16 protein-coding genes, 1 tRNA gene and 1 pseudogene are annotated in these 20,218 nt (G+C 68.5%); 11 read left to right on the top strand and 7 right to left on the bottom strand.

Annotated elements, in window-relative coordinates; all coding sequences use genetic code 11:
* Nucleotides 1–72: 72 nt before the first annotated feature.
* Complete coding sequence (locus H2Q94_RS27535; RefSeq protein WP_243790053.1) at nt 73–1,029, bottom strand: RsmB/NOP family class I SAM-dependent RNA methyltransferase; 957 nt, start codon at nt 1,027–1,029, stop codon at nt 73–75.
* A gap of 486 nt (nt 1,030–1,515) precedes the next feature.
* Here H2Q94_RS27535 and crcB (H2Q94_RS27530) point away from each other — a divergent pair, with 486 nt between their 5' ends.
* The 5 genes and pseudogenes from crcB (H2Q94_RS27530) (at nt 1,516) to H2Q94_RS27510 (ending at nt 4,821) form a co-directional block, all read left to right on the top strand.
* Complete coding sequence (gene crcB, locus H2Q94_RS27530) at nt 1,516–1,968, top strand: fluoride efflux transporter CrcB (protein WP_243790052.1); 453 nt, start codon at nt 1,516–1,518, stop codon at nt 1,966–1,968.
* A gap of 1 nt (nt 1,969) precedes the next feature.
* A pseudogene (locus tag H2Q94_RS27525) lies at nt 1,970–2,295 on the top strand (DUF190 domain-containing protein).
* Nucleotides 2,292–2,660, top strand: coding sequence for a fluoride efflux transporter CrcB (gene crcB, locus H2Q94_RS27520; RefSeq protein ID WP_243790051.1), 369 nt, complete (start codon nt 2,292–2,294; stop codon nt 2,658–2,660). The pseudogene H2Q94_RS27525 and the gene crcB (H2Q94_RS27520) overlap by 4 nt, the downstream one beginning before the upstream one ends.
* 136 nt (nt 2,661–2,796) lie before the next feature.
* Entirely contained in the window at nt 2,797–3,465 is a 669-nt protein-coding gene (locus H2Q94_RS27515) for an HAD-IA family hydrolase (protein ID WP_243790050.1), read from the top strand.
* Nucleotides 3,466–3,555: 90 nt separating this feature from the next.
* Nucleotides 3,556–4,821: a VanZ family protein gene (locus H2Q94_RS27510; RefSeq protein WP_243790049.1), complete on the top strand. Its 1,266-nt coding sequence runs from the start codon at nt 3,556–3,558 to the stop codon at nt 4,819–4,821.
* Here H2Q94_RS27510 and H2Q94_RS27505 read toward each other — a convergent pair.
* The gene (locus tag H2Q94_RS27505) at nt 4,746–5,933 is read right to left on the bottom strand and encodes a cytochrome P450 (protein ID WP_243790048.1); all 1,188 of its coding nucleotides are present in this window, start codon (nt 5,931–5,933) and stop codon (nt 4,746–4,748) included. The genes H2Q94_RS27510 and H2Q94_RS27505 overlap by 76 nt on opposite strands.
* A 168-nt stretch (nt 5,934–6,101) precedes the next feature.
* A complete protein-coding gene (locus H2Q94_RS27500) occupies nt 6,102–6,953 on the bottom strand; it encodes a helix-turn-helix transcriptional regulator (protein WP_243790047.1) in 852 nt (283 codons plus the stop codon).
* Between the two features lie 125 nt (nt 6,954–7,078).
* On the opposite strand from H2Q94_RS27500, the gene H2Q94_RS27495 reads away from it, so the two are divergent.
* Entirely contained in the window at nt 7,079–8,071 is a 993-nt protein-coding gene (locus H2Q94_RS27495) for an aldo/keto reductase (protein ID WP_243790046.1), read from the top strand.
* 24 nt (nt 8,072–8,095) lie between these two features.
* Here H2Q94_RS27495 and H2Q94_RS27490 read toward each other — a convergent pair whose 3' ends face one another.
* Nucleotides 8,096–9,817, bottom strand: a complete 1,722-nt coding sequence (locus tag H2Q94_RS27490; RefSeq protein ID WP_243790045.1) for a transglycosylase domain-containing protein — start codon at nt 9,815–9,817, stop codon at nt 8,096–8,098.
* Nucleotides 9,818–10,173: 356 nt separating this feature from the next.
* Nucleotides 10,174–10,908 carry a helix-turn-helix domain-containing protein gene (locus H2Q94_RS27485; RefSeq protein WP_243790044.1) on the bottom strand — a complete coding sequence of 245 codons (735 nt, stop codon included), beginning with the start codon at nt 10,906–10,908 and terminating at the stop codon, nt 10,174–10,176.
* 260 nt (nt 10,909–11,168) lie between these two features.
* Between H2Q94_RS27485 and H2Q94_RS27480 the strand changes: the two genes are divergently transcribed.
* From H2Q94_RS27480 to H2Q94_RS27470, 3 genes are all read left to right on the top strand, one after another.
* A complete protein-coding gene (locus H2Q94_RS27480) occupies nt 11,169–11,384 on the top strand; it encodes a hypothetical protein (protein WP_243790043.1) in 216 nt (71 codons plus the stop codon).
* 328 nt (nt 11,385–11,712) lie between these two features.
* A complete protein-coding gene (locus tag H2Q94_RS27475; RefSeq protein ID WP_243790042.1) occupies nt 11,713–13,821 on the top strand; it encodes a hypothetical protein in 2,109 nt (702 codons plus the stop codon).
* On the top strand, nt 13,818–14,879 hold the full coding sequence (locus H2Q94_RS27470) for a hypothetical protein (RefSeq protein ID WP_243790041.1): 1,062 nt from the start codon (nt 13,818–13,820) through the stop codon (nt 14,877–14,879). Before H2Q94_RS27475 ends, H2Q94_RS27470 begins: the two co-directional genes overlap by 4 nt.
* A 167-nt stretch (nt 14,880–15,046) precedes the next feature.
* Here H2Q94_RS27470 and H2Q94_RS27465 read toward each other — a convergent pair.
* A tRNA-Arg gene (locus tag H2Q94_RS27465) sits at nt 15,047–15,119 on the bottom strand.
* A 159-nt stretch (nt 15,120–15,278) separates the two neighbouring features.
* On the opposite strand from H2Q94_RS27465, the gene H2Q94_RS27460 reads away from it, so the two are divergent.
* A complete protein-coding gene (locus H2Q94_RS27460) occupies nt 15,279–17,339 on the top strand; it encodes a tetratricopeptide repeat protein (protein ID WP_243790040.1) in 2,061 nt (686 codons plus the stop codon).
* 223 nt (nt 17,340–17,562) lie between these two features.
* Nucleotides 17,563–18,648 carry an IS110 family RNA-guided transposase gene (locus tag H2Q94_RS27455; RefSeq protein WP_243790039.1) on the top strand — a complete coding sequence of 362 codons (1,086 nt, stop codon included), beginning with the start codon at nt 17,563–17,565 and terminating at the stop codon, nt 18,646–18,648.
* Nucleotides 18,649–18,810: 162 nt separating this feature from the next.
* On the opposite strand, the gene H2Q94_RS27450 is transcribed toward H2Q94_RS27455, so the two are convergent.
* Entirely contained in the window at nt 18,811–19,983 is a 1,173-nt protein-coding gene (locus H2Q94_RS27450) for a hypothetical protein (RefSeq protein WP_243790038.1), read from the bottom strand.
* Nucleotides 19,984–20,218 lie beyond the last annotated feature (235 nt).

Below are 20,218 nucleotides of genomic sequence, written 5' to 3'. Positions count from 1 at the left end.
GGGCGTTGCTTCCATGATTACGGGGTCGAACTGGGGTTCGCCATTACACGATCGATCGGGCGACCCGGTGTATCAAGCCGTGGCAGGCGCTTTCGCGACCTTGGCGACGAAGAAGCCTTCGAAGACGTCCGAGGGCATCACCCGCACCGCGTGCTTGAGCCGCTTGTCGAACTTGGTGCCCCGCCAGGAATTCAGGCCGGGCAGGAACTCCTCCTCGCTGAACCCCAGCGGTTCCACCGTGAGGTCGGAGTGCCGCTGCAGGACCTTGTTCACCGGGAACTCGTCCTCCTCCGGGCTGAGCGTGCACGTCGAATAAACGAGCACGCCGCCGGGCTTGAGCAGCTTGTAGGCCGCGTCGCACATCTTGGCCTGGAGGAACTTGTACTTCTCGATCCGCTCCTCCGACCAGAACTTCAGCGCATCGGACTTGCGCAGGTTGACCCGGCCCTCCCCGGAGCACTGCACGTCCAGCAGGATGCGGTCGAAGCGCTCCGCGGGCACCGACTTGTCGATGTACTGCGCGTTGTGCGTGGTCAGCTCCGCGTATCGCACGCCGTAGAGCTCCGCCAGCTCGGCGAGCTTCCGGGCGCGCGGCGGCGCCGAGTCGTTGAGCCACAACTCGCAGTCGTTGCCCACCCGCGCCGCGATGTGGAACGCCTTGCCGCCGGGTGCGGAGGCGATGTCGAGCACCGAATCACCGGGCTGCGCGTCCAGCGCCACCGGCGGAATCAGGCTCGCCGCGTTCTGCAGGTAGACGCGGCCCTCGTGGGCCAGCGGCAGGATGTCGTCGAAACCGTCGTTGTCCGGCCAGAAGTACGTGTGCTCGCACCAGTCCACCGGGATAAGGCCGGGCGCCTTGTCGCGCACGAACTCGACCGTTTCCCGGTAGCGGTCGTCCTCGAGCAGCCGATTGACCCGGATCGAGGTAGGCCGCGCGCCGCGGAAGACGGATTCGACCTCGTTCGGGCGAATGCCGAGCACCTCGGACATCCGCTTCTCGAACGTGCGGGTCTTGCGCTGGCTGCTCACTGCCACTGCTCCTGTCGGATCGAACGTCCGGGCACCCCGAAGCGTGGCACGGAGGCTTCGCGCGCAGCGCCCTCGGCCCAATCTACCGGTGCCGAAAGGCGCCCTGACCAGGCCGTCCGGGCTCAGCGGTCCGGTCAAGGCTCGTTCGTCGTGTTCGCGGGAGTTCCAGCACGCCGCTCCGTTTCGTCCGAGACGTTCACTCCCGAGCAGGAGCCGACTCCCTCCCGAGAGGGAGTCGACGCGGGACGTGAGAGGCGATTCTTGTGGCATGACGGTCGAAACGGGAACGCGGCCCCGGAGAGGGGGAGTCGTCGCGGCGTACGGCGCCGCCGTCGGCCGGGCCTGATCCGTCGCGGGGTCTGTAGCATCGGCGGCAGCGGTGGTGGGACTCGCCGCACCGGTCGGCCGGAGAACCGCGGCAACGGCGCCGCCGATGGTCCCTGCTGGGCCTGGCGAAAGTCGCCGGGTTCGAGTAGGAGGCCGCACATGGCGAACGAGACCGCGGACGTCCGGATTCCCGCACGCCGACGAGGATTCGCGCACTCGCAGAGCGCGCTGCTGCTGGTCATCTCGTTGGGCGGCGGGCTCGGCGCCGTTTCCCGCTACGGGATACTGCAATGGTCGCCGACTGCTCCGGGCAGTTTCCCCTGGGGCACGTTCACGATCAACGTGCTGGGTTGCCTGCTCATCGGAGTGCTGATGGTGCTGATCACCGAGGTGTGGTCGGTACATCCGCTGGTGCGGCCGTTCCTCGGGATCGGCGTGCTCGGTGGATTCACCACGTTTTCGACCTATGCGGTGGAATTCGACGCACTGCTGCGGCCGGGGAACGTCGCGGTCGCCGCCGCCTACCTGGTGGGAACGCTGGTCTGCGCGCTGCTCGCGGTGCTCGCCGGAGTGGCGATCACCCGGTGGGCGGTCTCCAGGAAGGACAGCTGAGATGGCACTGCGCATGTCGATCTTCCTCGGGCCGACGACCACTGGCACCACAAGCCGCTGTACCACGAGATCGTCAAACGGGCGCGCGACGCGGGCCTGGCCGGGGCGACCGCGCTGCGCGGCGTCGAGGGATACGGAACGTCGTCCCGGGTGCACACCACGCGGCTGCTCGACCTCGCCGAAGACCTGCCCGTCCTGGTCGTCATCGTCGACACCGAGCGCAGGGTGCGCGCGTTCCTGCCGGAACTGGACGAGCTCATCACCGACGGCGCCGTGGTCCTCGACGAGGTCGAGGTCGTCACCTACCGAGAGGGAACGCGATCGTGACCGCCGCGCTGGTGTTCCTCGGAGCGATGGCCGGTGCGCCGCTGCGCTACCTGACCGATCGGGCCGTGCAGTCCCGCCACGACGCGCTCTTCCCGTGGGGGACGTTGGCGGCCAACGTGCTGGGGTCGCTGGTGCTCGGCGGGCTCACCGGGGCCGGAACGGCGCTGCCGCCCGCGGTCTCGGCATTGATCGGGGTCGGGTTCTGCGGTGCGCTGACGACCTACAGCACGTTCGGCTACGAAACGCTGCGGCTGGCCGAGGACAAGGCTTACTTGTACGCCGCTCTCAACGTGATCGTGAGCGTGCTCGCCTCGGTGGGTGCGGCGCTGCTCGGTCGCGTCGCGGTCCTGGCCGTGCTCGGCTGAGGAGGTGCTCGGCAGTGAGCACCGTGCGGGACGCCCGCCTCGGCCGGACCGCTCGAACCTCGCGACGCCGAACACCGCGATGGTGGTATCACGACACCACGAGCCGCCCAGGCTCCACCGAAGAGGAAGGACCGCCATGCCCGATCCGTTCACTCCGCGCGCCCTGCTGTTCGACATGGACGGCACGCTCGTCGACTCCACCGCGGTGGTCGAGCGGACGTGGCGCTGCTTCGCCGAACGGCACGGTCTCGACGTGGCGGACATCCTGGCCGACTCGCACGGTCGCCGCAGCGGCGAGACCATCGCCCGCCACCTGCCTGCGGGCGCCGACGTCGAGGCGGAGACCGCCCTCGTCGACGAGCAGGAGATGCGGGACCTCGACGGCGTGGTCGCGATTCCGGGCGCGGCCGAAGTGCTCGGCGAGCTGCCCGCCGGACGGTGGGCGCTGGTCACCTCGGCCGGTGCGGCGCTGGCGGCCCGCCGGATGGCCGCGGTGGGGCTGCCGATGCCGGAGGTGGTGATCACCGCCGAGGACGTGAGCCGGGGCAAACCCGATCCGGAGGGCTACCGCACGGCGGCGGCGATGCTCGGCGTGCTGCCCGAACAGACCGTGATCTTCGAGGACGCCGAGGCCGGGGTGGCGGCCGCGCTCGCCGCGGGCGGGCGGACGGTGGTGGTCGGGGCGCACACCGGTCCGGCGACGTCCGGGCTCGTCCGAATCCCCGATTTCAGCGGTGTTCGCGTGCGCGAGCAGGGGCTCCGCCTCGTCGTGGAGTTGTCGGCGGAATCGGCGCGGCACCGCTGAACCACGCCGCGCGAACTCCGGCCTAACGGCCGACGGCGTCGTGCCGATCGGCCGAAGCGACGCGGGCCGTCCCGGTAGGACGCTGCTGCGGTGGCCGACGCGTACCTGCTTCCGATCCGCACCGCCGCGGTGCTGTTCCCGCTGCTCGCCTTCCTGCTGCTGGTCCCGGTGGCCGTGGTGCTCTACCGCAGGCACGGGGTGCTGCGGTGGTGGGCGCTGTCGTTCTACGCGTTCCTCTACTACCTGATCACCTCGTACTGCCTGGTGCTGATGCCGCTGCCCGCCGCGTCGCTCGACGTGTGCCGCGAATACCCGTTGATGGGCACGTGGCAGCTGATGCCGGGCAACACGTTCCGGGACGTGTGGAAGGAGGCGCACCACCGCGTCACCTTCGGCGATCTCGTGCTGCACAACTCGGCGGTGATCGAGACCGGGTTCAACCTGCTCCTGCTGCTGCCGCTGGGCTTTTTCCTGCGCTACCTCTTCCGCCGCGGACCCGCCGCGACGTTGGCGGTGGCGGCCGGGGTGGCGTTGTCGTTCGAGGTGACGCAGGGGACCGCCGTGTTCGGGGTGTACGAGTGCCCCTACCGGCTGTTCGACGTGGACGACCTGGCGGTGAACGTCCTCGGCGCGATGCTCGGCTGGGCGATGGGCGGACCGCTGTCCCGCCTGCTGCCCGAACTGGCCACATTGGACGGGCAGGTGCTGGCGCGGCATCCGGTGCCGTTCGGCCGCCGGGCGGTCGCGCTGCTGATCGACATCTCCGCTACGGGCGTGTTCAGCGCGTTCGGTGCGCTGGTCGCATTGGTGCTCGGCGTCCCGATGTGGTGGATCCCGTTCGTCGTGTTCGCTGCGTGGTTCGTCGCGCTTCCCGTGCTGACCGGGGCGACTCCCGGCAAACGCCTGCTGCTGCTGGAACTCGTCGACGACGCGGGTCGCCGGCCGGTGGCGTGGCGGCTGCTGCTGCGTGCGGTGGTGCTGGCGCTGCCGTTCCTGCCGCCGCTGGCGCCGCTGCTGCTGGTGCTCGAGGTCGGTGCCGATGCCGGTGTGCTCCGCGACGTCGCCCGGGTGGCGCGGGCCGGGGAGATCAACGGGGACGTGCTGCTGGCAGTGGGTTTCGCGGCCGTGGCCGGATTCGCTTCGCTGCTGTTCGTCTTCCTGTACGCGCTGGTGGTGCGGCTGCACCCGCGGGATCGCAGCGTCCACGAACTCGTCTCCGGCGTCACAAACCGCGCGTTGCCGCACCACAACGCGGCCCTCGCGGTGCGGCCCGAATCCCCTCAGGACGTCGTCGGTCCTCGCCCCGTGGGCGGCGAGCCGGATTCCAAGGCCACCACGAGCCCGCGGAGTTCGTAGCCGTTGATGGCGTCGTTGAACGACACCCGCGGCGGTGACTCCATCCGCACCGGCGAGGTCAGCAGCCGGTGCAGGAACACGTCGGCCTCCAAGATCGCGATATGCGCGCCGGGGCACTTGTGCGGCCCGTCCCCGAACGACAAGCCCGCGGCACCGCTGGCGATCTCCCGGCCCGGTCGCAGCTCCAGCGGTTCGTCCCCGACCTCGGCCGGGTCCGCGTTGGCGTCGTCGATCACCAGTTCCACCAGCGCGCCACCAGGAATCGCTTCGTCGCCGGGAATGTCCACGGAGTCAGTGGTGCGGCGCCGGAGCCTGCCGATGACCGGTTCCAGCCGCAGGATCTCTTGCAGCAGCTCGAGCCTGTCGGGTTCCGCCGCCGCGAGGTAGTGCCGCCGCAGCTCCTCGTCGGTGAGCAGGTGCCAGGCGGCGAGGTTGACGAACTCCCGCGTCGTGACCATTCCCGCGGCGGCGAACGTGATGCACTCGCCGAGGATCTCCGCGCCGGAGCAGCCCTCGTCGAGCAGGTGCGAGATCAGATCGTCGCGCCGCTCCCGCCGCCTCGCCCGCACCGCGGGCCGGACGTCGCGGAAGTAGATCGCGCTCCAGTTCCGCGCCTGCCGCCACACCCACTTGAGCCCGGTCAAGCTGGTGAAACCGGGTGAGTCGAACTCCTCGGGGAAGAACCGTTCCAACCGGCCGCGAATGCCGGGGCGGCTCTCCGTCAGGCCGATCACTGCGGAGGTGACGCCGATCGCGAGCTCGAAGCCGAGATCAGCCAAGTGCGCCCGGCCGTCCCGCCGCAGCACCGCGAGCTGCGCCTCGGCCACGTCGCGCATGAGGTCGCGGTACTGCTCGTCGACGCGGCGCGCCGTGAAGAAGCGCGCCGTCTGCCGCCGGTGCTCCCGGTGCTCGGGCCCGTCCCGGTAGAGCACCGGCCGGCGGATGCGGGACGGCATCTTCCGCATCGTCTCCACCCCGAGCCCGCCCTGCGCGGTGTCCGCGCTGCGAAGCACCGCCCGCGCCGCCGCATGGCCGCGGATCCGCCACACGCCGTCGGCATCGAGGTTCACCGGGCACCCACCGGTGTCCGGCCGCGTCACCATCCGCCCCATGCGCCCGCCTCCTTGATCGGGTTCCTGCGTAGCAGGCGGGGCGGTGCGTGCCCAGCTCTCACCCCCGACCGGCCTAGCGGTTGTCGTGCGTCGCCGCCGACGGTGCGGGTGCGGGACCGGTGCTTCTCGGCGGGCCGGCGGTGCCGCCGCTCGGCCCTCGGACGTGGGTCAACTCTCCGGTGCGGTCCCCGCCCGGAACTCCTCCGTGCCGAGGACGCGGAGCAGGTCCAGGCGTTCGCGGGACTCGGCGTCGGCGGGGGTGAGGACCAGGAGCACTTGGCGTTGATCCGGGGTGACGAGGGTTTCGCAATCCACCAGCACCGGGCCGACTTTCGGGTGCACCACGGTCTTGCGGTCGGCGCGGCGCACGCCCACTTCGTGCTCGTCCCAGCGGCGGCGGAAATCCTCGCTCACGGACCGCAGCCGTTCGACGAACGCCGTCACCTCCGGGTCGTCGGAGCGCCTGCCGACGGTCGCCCGCAGGTCGGCGACGAGCTCGCGGGAATGCCGTTCGTGCTCCTCCGGCGGCTGGGAGTGGTCGCGGGGTTCGGTGAACCAGCGGTAGGCGAGGTGGCGGCGATCGCCGGTGAACCCCGTCTGATCGCCCATCAGCAGAACGCCCATCCGGTTCTGCGCCAGCACTTCCCCGAGGTCGGAGAGCACCGCGGCCGGAACATCGCCGAGCAGGTCGAGCATCCGCACCAACCCGGCTCGGGCCATCCGGGCCGCGCTCTCCGCGTGCGGCGGGTGGTGCCCGGCGAGGTGGAACAAGTGGTCGCGCTCGTCGTCGGTGAGCCGCAGCGCGCGAGCCAAGGCCCCGACCAGCTGCGTCGAGGGCTGGCTGCTGCGGCCCTGTTCCAGCCGCACCACGTAGTCCACGGACATGCCCGCGAGCATCGCCACCTCCTCGCGGCGCAAACCCGCGGTGCGGCGCCGGGGCATCTCGGCGATGCCGACGTCGGCCGGACGCACCGACTCCCGACGTCGGCGCAGGAAGTGGGCCAGCTGCTCGCGCTGCATGTGCCCATGCTCCTCGGCCGCCGCGGCGCGAGCCAGGGAGCGGCTCTCCCACGATGAACGCTCGCTGCCACGACGTCCGGATTCGGCCCAAGGTGGACGGCACAACCACGATTGAGGAGAGCGGAATGCAGACGCGAAACCTGGGCAGCACCGGTCCGGCCACCTCCGAGTTGGGGCTGGGCGCGATGGGCATGTCCGGCGCCTACGGCGCGGCCGACCGCGCGGAGAGCATCGCCACCGTGCACGCCGCGCTCGACGCGGGCGTCACCCTGATCGACACCGGTGACTTCTACGCCATGGGCCACAACGAGCTGCTGCTGGCCGAGGCGCTGCGCGACCGCGACCGCGAGGACTACCAGCTGAGCGTCAAGTTCGGCGCCCTCAGCGCGCCCGACGGCATCCCGCGCGGCTACGACGGCCGGCCGGAGGCGGTGCGCAACTCGCTGGCCTACACCCTCACCCGGCTCGGCACCGACCACGTCGACATCTACCGCCCGGCCCGGCTCGACCCGAACGTGCCCGTCGAGGACACCGTCGGCGCCATCGCGGAGCTGGTCGAGGCCGGTCACGTCCGGCACGTCGGGCTTTCCGAGGTCGACGCCGAGACGATCCGGCGGGCGCACGCCGTGCACCCGATCGCCGACCTGCAGATCGAGTACTCCCTGCTGTCCCGCGCGGTCGAGGACGAGATCCTGCCGGTGCTGCGCGAGCTCGGCATCGGGCTGACCGCCTACGGAGTGCTCGGCCGGGGGCTCATCTCCGGGCACTGGAGCGCCGACCGCAGCGTGCCCGGCGACCACCGCGTGCTGTCGCCCCGGTTCAGCAGCGGCAACGTCGAGCACAACCTCTCGCTGGTGGAGGCCCTGCGGCCGGTCGCAGCGGTGAAGGGCTGCACCGTCGCCCAGCTCGCCATCGCCTGGGTCGCCGCCCAAGGCGAGGACATCGTGGCGCTCGTCGGTGCCCGCAGCCGGGAGCGCCTGGCGGAGGCGCTGCCCGCCGCGCGGGTACCGCTCACGGTGGAGGACCTGGTGGAGATCGACCGGGTGCTGCCGAGGGGGTCGGCGCGCGGCGACCGCTACCCGTCGGCGTTCATGGCAGACCTCGGCGTGGGCAACTGAGCCGCGAACGAGGCCCGTCCCCGCCTACCGGGCGACGGCGTCCATGAAGCGTCCCCAGATCCGTTCCGCCGTGGACTCGCCCGTGGCTTCGGGGAGGGGGCGGGGATTGTTCTCCGCGTCGGCCCCGCTGAGCACCAGGGAGGTGGCGTGCCGCGGGGTGAACCCGTTCGCCCAAGCCGCCATCGAGTAATAGCGGCCGGACTCGAGCACCGCGCCCCGCCGGGCGGTGTGCGGCCAGAGCGTCGCGGTGAGGTCGTGCGCCGCGCGCCGGGAGGACTCGGCGTTCGCGTCGAACGCGGGCCGGGGCTCCGGTTCGAAGGAGAGGACCTCACGGCCGTCCTTGTTGACGATCGCGGCGAGGAAGTGCGGGCGAACCCGCTGCCCGTCGGCGAGCGTCGCGTAGGCGGTGGCGAAATCGGTCGCGCTCAGCGGGTACTCGCCCGCGAGCAGATCGGTGCCCGCGGTCCGGTCCGCACCGTCGCCGACCAGGCCCAACCGCTTCGCGGCGTCCCACGCGGCGACCACTTCTCCGGGGACGGCCCGCGCCGTGCCGGTGCAGTCGCGCTCCTCGCACGGCGGGGTGGACAGGTTGGCTTGCTCCCACCCGGCGCGGAGGATGGGATCGATGGCCGTGCCGGGGTGCTGCGGTGCGGCGGCCCAGTCGTAGCCGCCGACCTCCTCGGTCCCGCCGTGGTACGCGCGCACCGCGCCGGTGCCCGGGTCGACCGAGATCAGCGCGGCCCGCAGCTCCGGACCTCCGTCCAGCAGCGCCTCGCCGATGGCCTCCTCGGCCGTGCGCTGCGCGGCGGGGTCCACGGTCGTGACCAGCGAGGCGCCGTTGCGCTGCAGCAGGTCCTCGGTGAACCCGGCGCGTTCGGCTTCCGCCAGCGCCAGCTGCCGGATGTGGTACGCGGGGGCCGTGGTGTTCTCCTGCTTCCACTCGGCGCGGCCCCGAGTCTCCGGCAGCCGCATCCGGGCGCCTTCGGCCGCATCGACGAGACCGTGCTCGCGTAGTTGGCCCGCGACGTAATCCCAGCGCGCCCGCCCCTGCTCCGGGTTGTACGCCGGGTCGTTCTCGGTGGGGCGCTGCACCATCCCGGCCAGCAGCGCCGCCTGGCTCGGGTCCAGATCACGCGGCAGCACGCCGAAGTACGCCTCGGCGGCGGCGTGGATCCCGTAGGCGCCGCGGCCGTAGTACGCGGTGTTCAAGTAGGCCTTGAGGATGTCGTCCTTGGACAGTTCGCCGGTCACCTTGAACGCCAGCACCACTTCCTTGAACTTCCGGAAATAGCTGTGCTCGTCGGCTCCCGTGGCGAGCTTGACGTACTGCTGGGTGATCGTGGAACCGCCGCCCGCGCTGCCCGTGGCCTGCGCCCACATCGCGCGCAGGATGCCGGTGACGTCGAAGCCTTGGTTGCGGTAGAAGGAGATGTCCTCGGCGGCCAGGGTCGCGTCGCGCATCGGCTGCGCCACCTCGCCGCGCAGGTCCTCCACCATGGTCCGGTCGCCGGAGGACGGCACGATCCGCGTCATCTCGGTGCCGTCGGAGTACCGGACCGACACCGACTGGTTCGTCTCGGCCGCGATCAACCGGGGGTCGGGGATGGGCCAGAGCCAGTAGCCGATCCCGAAGGCGGCGACTCCGAGCAGCACCACCGAACCCAGCGCCGACAGCACGATTCGGCGCACCATCCGCCACGGTCGTCTGGTCTGCCCGGATTCCAGTTCGCCGGCCGCATCGCTCACACTTCCCCCTCGGCGTCTCGTGCTGCCGAGCCTGCGCAGCGTGCCGGAGCAGCGTGCCCGACGGGAAGTCCGGCTGGGCAAGATCCCGTCGGCGACGTGATGTTACAACGCGTGATCACGCGGTTTCACGTTCGGGTGATCAACTCCCGGTGTTGGGCGCGCGACACCCCGGGAACCTGCCGGAGGCGGAGCGGAACTCGCCGCACACCGACCTGCGCGGATGCCAGGGCTCCACGCAGTGGCAGGGCATCCGGATTCCGCGGGCTCGGATCCCGGCACTCGCACTCCCAGGTGAGTGCCGGGATCGGCCGACCGACGAACCCCACTTCGTCGCCCGGTCCCCGGATTCGGTTGGTTCAGGGCGTGTCGGCGCGGGAGAGGAGGTTCTCCATCCGGACCAGGACGTCGATCTGGGCGGGGTTGTAGAGGTCCACGAGTGCTTTGCCGACGGTTCGCTGCGCGAACTGCTTGCCGCCGGGGGCATCGGAGTTGGCGTGCCGCAGTCCGGGGTTTTCGGTGGCGAGGGTGCGGGCGTACGGGGCGAGGAGTTCGGCCACTTCCTGGCGAGTGCGTTCGTCGGCATCGGCGGGCAGGTCGTCGAACGCCGAGGCCGTCGGGTCTTCCGGCAGTTTCTGCAACATGTCCGAGAAGGTCTGCAAGCCCTTCGGACCGAACACCCGCGTCATGACGACGACCAGCGAACGGTCCGCGGCGGACAGCTTCGGATTGTCGCTGACCGGCGCCAACTCCGGCGGCATGTCGGTGGGTGCGGATTTGCTGAGGATGAGGCCGAGTTCGACGCGGGCGCGCTGGAGCCGCTCGATGGTCGCGCCCAGCTCCGCGTCGAGCGTCCGCAGGGCCTGCTCCGGGTGGTCGTCGGTGTCGCCCATCTCCGCGATCTGCGACAACGAGAACCCCAGGTCGGTCAACCGCTTGATCCGCAGCACCCGCACCAGATGCGCCACGCCGTACTGCTTGTACCCATTGCTGCGCCGCTCAGGCTCCGCCAGCAGACCGACCTCGTGATAATGCCGCACCGCCCGCAAACTCGTCCCGGCCAGCTCAGCGATCTCACGAGTACTCCACCCCACGTTTGCCCCCTCACCGTCGAACCCGGCCCGGCAGTCCTGCCGAACACGGACAGTCGAAACCGTGCCGTCGCGGCACGGTCAAGCCGGAAATCCCTGAAACCGGCGAAAGTGCGGTGAGTCACAGCGGTCACGCCCACCTTGCTGAGGGTCGTCCGCTGAGCGCGATCTGCGCCGGGAGCGCTTGTGGTCGGCGGTAACGTCGCCGCTCGGCACAACGTTCGCTGAACGACGCGATCGGCCGGTGAAAGAGGTGGCGCGGGATGGGCAAGGCCAACGGCTGGATCGTGGCGCATCCCTTCGCCGCCGCCGTAGCCGTCACGCTGGTCGCCGCAGGGATCACGCTATTGATCAGCGGACTGCTTCATCCTGGCGGTTTCGCTTACGGCATCGGAAAGCTGTGGTTGTCCCCGCTGTCGGCGCTCATCGGCTACCTGGCCTTATTCCTGCCGATGAGCAGGATCCACCGGAGAAAATGACGACGCCCAGCTCGCCCGTCGAAGCTGTGCAGTCGGCAGGTTCCGGGCGAGCCGGTGCGCCGTGGGACCGATCTGCGCGATGTGCGGCTACGTGCGGACTGGCCGTCGCGCACCTCATAGGATGCCGACACGGCGCCGTCTACCTCAGACGGCAAGCGGGACGCAGGGTCGGTGTCCGAAGAACACCAACGCTGCCGTGTCCGCCGAACCTCGCTGCTCTCGCGGTCCTCTATCATCGCCGAATGCTCCTTGCCGACCGTCCGTATGCAGTGTCGTCCGTGTCGCTGACGGGCAGCCTGCAGAACATTTCGGTGCCGGGGAGAGGTGCATGAGCGTGTCCGATGCCACCGCCGCCGGACGGCTTGAAGCGCGATTCGACGCCGCCTTCGTGGCGCGCTTAGCGCTGCGCGAAAAGCAGATTCAGCAGAACTACCGTCCCATCATTTCGATCCACAAGTGGTTCGCGAGGCGACCTGGCTCGGTATTCAGATCGCTGCTGATTTCTGAGTTCGGAGAAGGGGAGCTCTCCGAGGAGTACACGCGGCCACAGGACGTACCGGGTGTCATAGCCGACCCGTTCATGGGGGGCGGGACGACAGTCTTCGAAGCTGCTCGGATGGGGTTGAGCGTCGTCGGTAGTGACGTGAATCCGATGGCCTACTGGACTGTGCGGCAGGCTGTGGCTCCCATTGATCTCGAACGATTCTCCGTCGAGGCCAAGCGGGTCGTATCCGACATTCACGATCAGGTCTCCGAGCTCTACGAAACGCAGTGTGCCGGATGCGCTGGCGTGGCAGAGGTGAAGTACTTTCACCACGTCAAGACTTGTGGTTGCCCTCAATGTGGTCGTGAAGTCGAACTATTTCCGGGTTTGAGGCTCGCGGAAGCGGTTCGCCACACGCATGAGGTTTACCATTGTCCGAACTGCAATGTGCTGCGGGAGATCGAGAACTCCGGCGAAAGCAGAACCTGCCCCGAGTGCGACTACGACCTGAAGACTCGTCCGGCAACACGAGGGACCGCCACGTGCGGGAACTGCGATCACAGGTTCAAGTTCTCGGTGCAGCTGGAAAGTCCCCCGCGGCATCGACTTTTCGGAATCGAATACCATTGCGCCGCGTGCTATCCCACTACGAAGGGCCGTCAGTTCAAGACGCCGGATTCCGCGGACCATGATCGCCTCGAACGCGCATCGAGCCTTCTTCGGGAGATGCGGGAAACTCTGCTGATACCAGAGGGCGAAATTCCGGATGGCGACGAGACCGGTCGGCTTCATCGTTGGGGTTACAGTCGTTGGCGTGAGTTGTTCAACGACCGCCAGCTGTTGGGGCTCGGGCTGCTGATGAATCGTATCGAGAAAGTCGAAAGCGATGAGTCGCGCTACGCTCTTGCGACGGTGTTCAGTGACTTTCTCCGTTATCAGAACTTGCTTTGCCGGTACGATACGTATGCGCTGAAGTGTCAAGATATCTTCAGTGTGCACGGATTCCCCGTCGGCCTCATCGCATGCGAGAACAATATTTTGGGGATACCCGGCGTCGGGTCCGGGGCGTTTGTTCATTTCGTTGAGAAGTACAAGAAGGCGAAGCAATATGCCCAGCACCCCCACGAGACGGTGTACAACGGGAAGAAGAAGTCTGTAATTCCGATGGAAGGCGAGTCGATCGAGGCTCCCTTGGTGGATCGCGAACCGCAGGGGCGACCGCAAGCCGCCTGGTTGGCAAGTAACCCATCGCAAGACCTGGCATTGCGCGCGGAATCGCTTGACGGTGTTTTCACTGATCCGCCCTACTTCGCGAACGTGCAGTACGCCGAGCTGATGGATTTTTGTTACGTCTGGCTCCGAAAATTCATGCGCGGTCGCTCTCAGTTCGAACCCAGCTCGACTTGTACTGATCACGACCTGACGGGGAACGTGACCAAAAAACGCGGCCTGCAGGAATTCGCGAGCGGCTTGAGCAGTGTATTTCAACGCATGTCCTTCGCGCTGAAGCCCGCCGCGCCTCTTGTTTTCACCTACCACCACAACGACTCGGAAGCGTACGCCCCGCTTGTGGTCGCGATCCTGGACGCCGGGCTGACGTGCACGTCCGTTCTGCCCGCACCTGGCGAGATGTCGGCGTCATTGCACATCGCAGGCACCAAATCTTCGATTTTGGATTCGGTCTTCGTTTGCCGTAAAGCGGATCATCAGACGCATGCGGGAGAACCGTTCGCCGACGTGGCTCGCCTTGTCGAAGAGGATGTCGTGAGCATGCAGCGCGCCGGTTACCAGCCCACCGGTGGCGATAGGGACTGTCTGACCGCCGGGCATATCGCTGGAAGTGTTGTGCGCGATCTGGTCCACGAGTGGAACGCGGATCAGATCATGGAAGATCGATTCGAATTGGCTAAAGATCGCCTGGTGAAGGCTCGAACCGTGGTGGAGAGCGCATGACCGAGGTCCGTCGTCCGTACCAGCTGGACCTCCCTGAGATCGAGGACAACCTACCGGAGCTGGTAGCGGCCACGTTCAACGATTTAACCTCGCAGTTCATGCTCCTCCCGCGAGGCGAGGGATTCCTGGCATATGAGAACTTCCAAGCCGGCTACGAGCAGTTGCGGCGGGCGACAGATGGGTTTTCTGCCATCAGCGTGGATCGATGCTGGACCGCGGCGAAATCCAATGCGAAGTCTGTCGTGGTGATCCGAACGATTCTTGGAGTCACCGGCCCGGAGTGGCAAGATCTCGCCCAGGAGGAGACCGGGGTGAGCTTCCCGAACAACTGGGCGCGAGGGCTGGACAAGAAGGTCCGCGACAACCCTGATTATTTCTCGACGAAAATCGGGTCATCCGAAAAAACGGTAACCAGGACGACTTCGCTGTTCGAGGCGGCGTGCAAGTCGATCGGCGAAGGGGTTGTCGAGGCTCCTGACGGCCTCATTCATAGGCTCGACAAGATAGATACGAAAAATGGCCTGGACAGCGTACGGTACGTCTCTCAGCACCATGTTCCGTATGCGGTGCTGCTCTACGAGCGTTACCTGGGCCGTCCGTTCGCGAGCCACCGGGACGCGGTCTCCGAGCTGGTCGGCGATGTCATGGAAAGCGGGATCGAAGAGCATCTCTCCATGGCCGGGGTACCGTTCCGAAAGACCAAGCGCGCTGAACGTGTCTCCGGATTCGACCAGGCTCCGGACTTCTTCATTCCAGACGAGCTCGCGCCTGCGGTCATCATCGAGGCGAAAATCACGGGGGACGACGGGACCGCCCGCGACAAGGTGGCGCGCATTCATCGGCTAGCGAGCATGCGGGACGAGCGGGAGCGCAACGGCGGGAAGGCGTTCGAAGTCGTCGCGTGCATTGATGGCCGAGGCTTCAGCGTCCGAGAAGAAGACATGAAGCAGTTGATCATGGCTACCAGGGGGAAGGTATTCACTGCCAACACCTTGGGAGACCTCGTGAGCCAGACGAAACTAGCCGAATTCCGCACCTCGGGCGGGCGGGCTTCATAGTCTGCCGGAGGCGAAATCGGAGTGGACGAGCCGACGCCTTCCGCCATCTGCTCACGATGGGCCTGGATGCGGCCGAACACTCCGGGCAGCAAAGTCGCGGCCCACTCGGGCACAGCCGGGACCGGCTTGGATCCGCGCGAACCCTCGCATCTCTCACCAACGGTAAGCGCCCCCGGCAGGATTCGAACCTGCGACACCGGCTTTAGGAGAGCCGTGCTCTATCCCCTGAGCTACGGGGGCGTGGTCGACGTGTCGACCTCTGGAGGGTACCGGCCGGGGCTCGGCGAAGGACAGCAGGGAGTGGTGAAGCCGCCCGTGGTGATCGAATGGTCGCGTATGGTGAGGTGATCGTCACTGGACAGCCGAGCCGGCCGTGTCGATGCGGTCCGAGGGAGTGGGATGGGCAACGAGAACCGCGGCGACGTCGACAAACTCGTCCAGGCGGACTCGGTCGGGCAGGTGCACTTCCACGAACATCACCACGCCGCCGAGGTGTTGCGCGCGGAACAGCTTCCGCCGCCGCCTGCCGGGTTCGTCGATCGGGAACCGGAGCGGGCACGGCTGGATGAGGCGCTCGGGCGCGGTGGTGAGCGCGCGTTGTGCGTGACGATCAGCGGTGGCAGCGGTACCGGTAAGACCGCGCTCGCCTTGCACTGGCTGCACGGGGTGCGGGAGCGGTTCCCGGACGGGCAGATTTACGTTGACCTGCGGGGGAAATCGGTGTCGCGGGCCGATGTTCTGTGGCACTGCTTGCGCGGGTTGGGGGTGCCTGGAGCGGACATCCCGGGGTCCGAGGGCGAGGCGCTCGGGGAATATCGCAGTCGCACCAGTGGGCGGAAGGTGGCGTTCGTCTTCGACAACGTCGCGCGGCCGCGCGAACTCCTGTCGCTGCTGCCCGCCTCGGACGCGGGGCTGATGCTGCTGATCACGCACCGGCAGTCGCGGGACCTGGTGGTGGACGGGGTGCTGCCGCTGGAGTTGCGGCGGCTGGACGTCGACGCGGGGATCGACCTGTTGCGTTCCGGGGCGGGCGAGCGGGTCGAGGCTGAAGCGGATGCCGCTCGGCGACTCGTCGAACTGTGCGGTGGGCTGCCGATCGCGTTGCGCATCACCGCCGGTCGGCTGGCGAAACGGCCCCGGTGGACGTTGGCGCGAGTGGTGGCCGAACTCGACGACGACCGCCGGCGGCTGGACCGGTTCACCGAAGGGGGCGTGCCCGTTGTGAGCGAGGCGCTGGACCGTGCCGTCAACGAGCTGCCCGCGGCGCAGGAATCCCTCTACCGGTTGCTCGGCGTGATCCCGGGGCCTACGTTCGCCGCCGACGCCGTCGCCGCGCTCGCGGGGTTGCCGGTAGACGACGCCGAAGAGCTGCTGTACGAGCTGCACGACGCGAACCTGCTCGAATGCAACGACCAGGACGAGTTCAGGTTTCACGACCTGGTCCGGCTGCACGCCACACGGCTGCGGACGCCGGACGCGGGGGCGTTGCGACGACTCGTCGACTGGTACCGGATTCGGGGCGCCTACGCGGATCGAGCGGTGATGGAACCGCAACGGCTGCGCGTCGGGCAGGACGATGAGCTGCTCACCGCGGACAACCCGTTCGACCACGACGGTGCGCTGCGCTGGCTGGAGCGGGAGCGGGTCAACCTGCTCGCCGTCATCTCCGCCGCGCATGAGCAGGAGTGGAATCGCGCGGTGATCTCACTCTGCGACAGTCCGTTGTGGACATTGCACAACCAGCACAAGCACTACACCGAGACGCTGGCGGCGCTCGTTTCGGGAGTCGAGGCGGCGCGGCGCGAACCGGACTCGGTGGCCGAGGCGCGGCTGCGGACCCTGCAGGTGCAGCTGCTGCTCGAACTGCGCGATTTCGTCGCCGCGCACGAAGCCGGTGCGGCCGCGCGTGCGATCGCCGAAGAAGCGGGGCATCGCCGGGTGCTCGGGTCCGCGCTCGAATTCCACGGGAAAGTGCACCTCGAAGAAGGTGCCTGGTCCGAGGCGATCTCCCTGTTCGAGCAGGCCCGGGCGATCAACCTTGAACTGGGCAAGCCGCGTGCCGTCGCTTTGCAGGAGTACCTGATCGGGCGGGCGTTGGTCGGGCGTGGCGAGTCCGCGGCGGCCGTGCGGTCGTTGACCTCCGCGCTCGAACGGCTCCGGGAGTTCCCGCGCGACCGGCGCATTCCCGGGCGCATCAACGTCGCCTTGGGGCGGGCGCATCAGCAGATCGGGGATCACGAGTCGGCGATCGTCGCGCTGCGCACGGCGGTGGACGTCGTCCGCGCCCGGACGGTGTCGTTCGACCTGGCCGAACCGCTGGAGCTGCTCGCCGAATCACTGTTGCGCAGCGGTGACGAAGACGGTGCCCGGCTGCACCTGCGGGAGGCGCTGAGCATCCTCGACGAGGCGCGCAACCCGGGTGCACAACGCGTCCGCGACCGCCTCGCGGAACTCGACTGACAGTGATGATGTTCGTGGTGACGTTTCCGGTGGGTCTGACCCTTCGACTGACTGACGTTTCGACTGTCTGGTTTGGGATTTGTCGGCCCGCCGGGTGCCACCATGCACGCGGCCGGACGGGTGTTTGTGACTTCATAGGAGCTTGGCCAGAAGCCCCGTCACTGTCTTGTCCACCCGCCCGACCGGCGCGTGCCGCCCTCGGAACGGACACGCAAGGACGGACATGACCAGCATGACCCATGATGGCCCGAAAATCACCGGCGGAGTCGACACCCACGGCTTGACCCACCACGCGGCCGTGATCGACTCCGTCGGCCGGCACCTGGCTGACCGGGAATTTCCCGCCACAGTCCACGGCTACCGCGACCTGCTGCACTGGATGCGTGGTCACGGCACCTTGGTCACGGTCGGCGTCGAGGGAACCGGCGCCTACGGAGCCGAGCTGGCCCGGGTTCTCGCGGCGGCCGGGGTCGCGGTCACCGATGTCGACCGCCCGGACCGCAAGATCCGCCGGATGCAAGGCAAATCCGATCCGATCGACGCCTACGCCGCCGCCACCGCCGTGCTCTCCGGGCGCGCGACAGGCACCCCGAAAAGCCGGGACGGCGTGATCGAGTCGGTGCGCGTGTTACGAGTCGCACGCCGCAGTGCCGTCAAGGCCCGCACCCAGGCGATGAACCAAATCCGCGGCCTGCTGGTGTCGGCACCCGCGATGCTGCGCGCACAGGTCGCGGGACTGGACCGGGCCACGCTGCTGCGCACCCTGGCCCGGCTACGGCCCGGCGACGACCTCGGACACCCGCTGGCGGCGACCCGGGCGGCACTACGACGCCTGGCGCGGCGCCACCAAGCAATGGACATCGAGATCACCGAACTCGACGCCGAACTCAGCCCCCTCACCCGGCAGGCCGCACCCCAGCTGCTGGAACTATTCGGCGTCGGCCCTGACACCGCCGGCCAGCTCCTGACCACAGCCGGGGACAACCCCGAACGACTACGCTCCGAAGCCTCGTTCGCGCACCTGACCGGCGTCGCACCAATCCCGGCATCCTCCGGTCGCACCCACCGCCACCGCCTCAACCGCGGCGGCGACCGGGCCGCGAACAACGCCCTGCACACCATCGTCCTGGTCCGCATGCGCTACGACGAACGCACCCGCACCTACGTCGAACGCCGCACCAAAGAAGGACTATCCAAAAAGGACATTATGCGCTGCCTCAAACGATTCGTCGCCCGCGAAATCCACCGCACCCTGACCAGCACACCCACCAGATCAACCAGGCAAAACGACCTCACTCCAGCGGCTTGACATCTATAGGAGCATCCCGAGCGTCACCGAGCCCGAGACTCCAGCGGAGTGAACGGCCCCTTGGGTCGATCCCACTGGCTAAGCATTGACTCCACTCGTTCCACCAGGTGAATAGCTCCTTTGACCGGTGCTATTGGGCAGAGGGGGCCATTCACCTCGGGGTCAGGTCGGGTTCGGCCATGGGGGTGGGGTGAACGGGGCGACGGGGTCCGGGATGGCGGGGAACGTCGGTGGGGGCAGGCTGAGCTGGGTGTAAATGGCCTCGCGTAGTCGCGTCACCGCCTCTGTCGGGGCGAGGAAGGAGCGGGCGGCGAGGAATTCGTGGTTCGGCACTGCGCGTGCACTGTCCACTTGGGACCTGAGGTCGGTCGGGCGCAGTCTGGGGACGCGGGTGCCGAGGTCCGCGATCGGCGTGCCCGGTGCCACTTCCGCCTCGCCGAACGCGCCCAGGAGCAGCGGTTTTCCCAGTGCCGCGGCGTAGAGGGCGAGTGAACCGTGATCGGCCAGCACGGTGTCCGCGGCCACCAGCGTCGCGCGCCAGCCACGATCCGGCGGCACCACGAACAGGCCCGAGCGCCGCGCCCGGCGAGTCCACTGGCCGATCTGCCAGGCGCTGTGCTTGGACCACACGTTCGGATGCAACACCAGCGCCACCCGGGAATCCGGCAGCTCGTCCACCAACCTCGACGCCAGCTCCGGCCACTCGGAGAACAGGGAACCGCCGCCCCAGGTCGAACTGACCACCACGAGCCGCTCGCCGTCGAGGCCGAACGCCGCGCGGTACCGGTCGCGCATCGGCAGGCTCGCGCGCAACCGGGCGAAGCACGGGTCTCCGACGACCGCCGCGCGCTCGGCCGCTTCCGGGCACGAGTGCCGCAGCAGATCCAGCTGGTTCTGGTGCGATAGCGCCAGAACCGAAGGGACCACATGTCCATTGTGGAGCAACTGGGTTGCGCTGAGTCCCGAGATCTCGTTCGCGGTGCCCGAGTTCGTCGGGCGCAGTTTGTGGTAGCCCGCGCCGTGCGGCAACGTCAGAATCGGCACGCCGAGCTCGTGCAGCGCGCCGTTGCTGCTCGGGGAGATCGCTAGGTCCACGTGCTCGCTCGTCGCGTCCCGCCACGGCAGCGAACGCATGTGCGCCGCGTCCAGATGCCTTTGCAGATCCGCCTCGAAGTCCGAGCCCGCCGCGACCGTGAAGCGCGTCTCCAGCCGGAAATCGTCCGCCAGCACGGCGAAGACGTCGTGCAACCGGTCCAGCGCGGTCAGGGTGCGGACCACGCCGAGCACCCGGCGGCGCACCGGGATCGTGGACCAGCGGTCCGCCCGCTCAGCCATCGCAGCCGCCCCGCCGGTCTCCGGTCTCCGGTCTCCGGTCTCCGGTCTCCGGTCTCCGGTCTCCGGTCTCCGGTCTCCGGTCTCCGGTCTCCGGTCTCCGGTCTCCGGTCTCCGGTCTCCGGTCTCCGGTCTCCGGTCTCCGGTCTCCGGTCTCCGGTCTCCGGTCTCCGGTCTCCGGTCTCCGGTCTCCGGTCTCCGGTCTCCGGTCTCCGGTCTCCGGTCTCCGGTCTCCGGT

It is taken from the genome of Saccharopolyspora gloriosae (assembly GCF_022828475.1).
GTDB classification, from domain to species: domain Bacteria; phylum Actinomycetota; class Actinomycetes; order Mycobacteriales; family Pseudonocardiaceae; genus Saccharopolyspora_C; species Saccharopolyspora_C gloriosae_A.
This window is presented reverse-complemented; position numbering and strand designations above follow the sequence as displayed.

Bases quoted from the DNA above. Each gene is read 5' to 3' on its own strand.
- H2Q94_RS27505 (WP_243790048.1), bottom strand. From the start codon at position 5,933: ATGGGGCGGATGGTGACGCGGCCGGACACCGGTGGGTGCCCGGTGAAC.
- H2Q94_RS27495 (WP_243790046.1), top strand. From the start codon at position 7,079: ATGCAGACGCGAAACCTGGGCAGCACCGGTCCGGCCACCTCCGAGTTG.
- H2Q94_RS27455 (WP_243790039.1), top strand. From the start codon at position 17,563: ATGACCAGCATGACCCATGATGGCCCGAAAATCACCGGCGGAGTCGAC.
- H2Q94_RS27450 (WP_243790038.1), bottom strand. From the start codon at position 19,983: ATGGCTGAGCGGGCGGACCGCTGGTCCACGATCCCGGTGCGCCGCCGG.
- H2Q94_RS27470 (WP_243790041.1), top strand. From the start codon at position 13,818: ATGACCGAGGTCCGTCGTCCGTACCAGCTGGACCTCCCTGAGATCGAG.
- H2Q94_RS27475 (WP_243790042.1), top strand. From the start codon at position 11,713: ATGAGCGTGTCCGATGCCACCGCCGCCGGACGGCTTGAAGCGCGATTC.
- H2Q94_RS27515 (WP_243790050.1), top strand. From the start codon at position 2,797: ATGCCCGATCCGTTCACTCCGCGCGCCCTGCTGTTCGACATGGACGGC.
- H2Q94_RS27500 (WP_243790047.1), bottom strand. From the start codon at position 6,953: ATGCAGCGCGAGCAGCTGGCCCACTTCCTGCGCCGACGTCGGGAGTCG.
- H2Q94_RS27480 (WP_243790043.1), top strand. From the start codon at position 11,169: ATGGGCAAGGCCAACGGCTGGATCGTGGCGCATCCCTTCGCCGCCGCC.
- H2Q94_RS27460 (WP_243790040.1), top strand. From the start codon at position 15,279: ATGGGCAACGAGAACCGCGGCGACGTCGACAAACTCGTCCAGGCGGAC.
- crcB (WP_243790052.1), top strand. From the start codon at position 1,516: ATGGCGAACGAGACCGCGGACGTCCGGATTCCCGCACGCCGACGAGGA.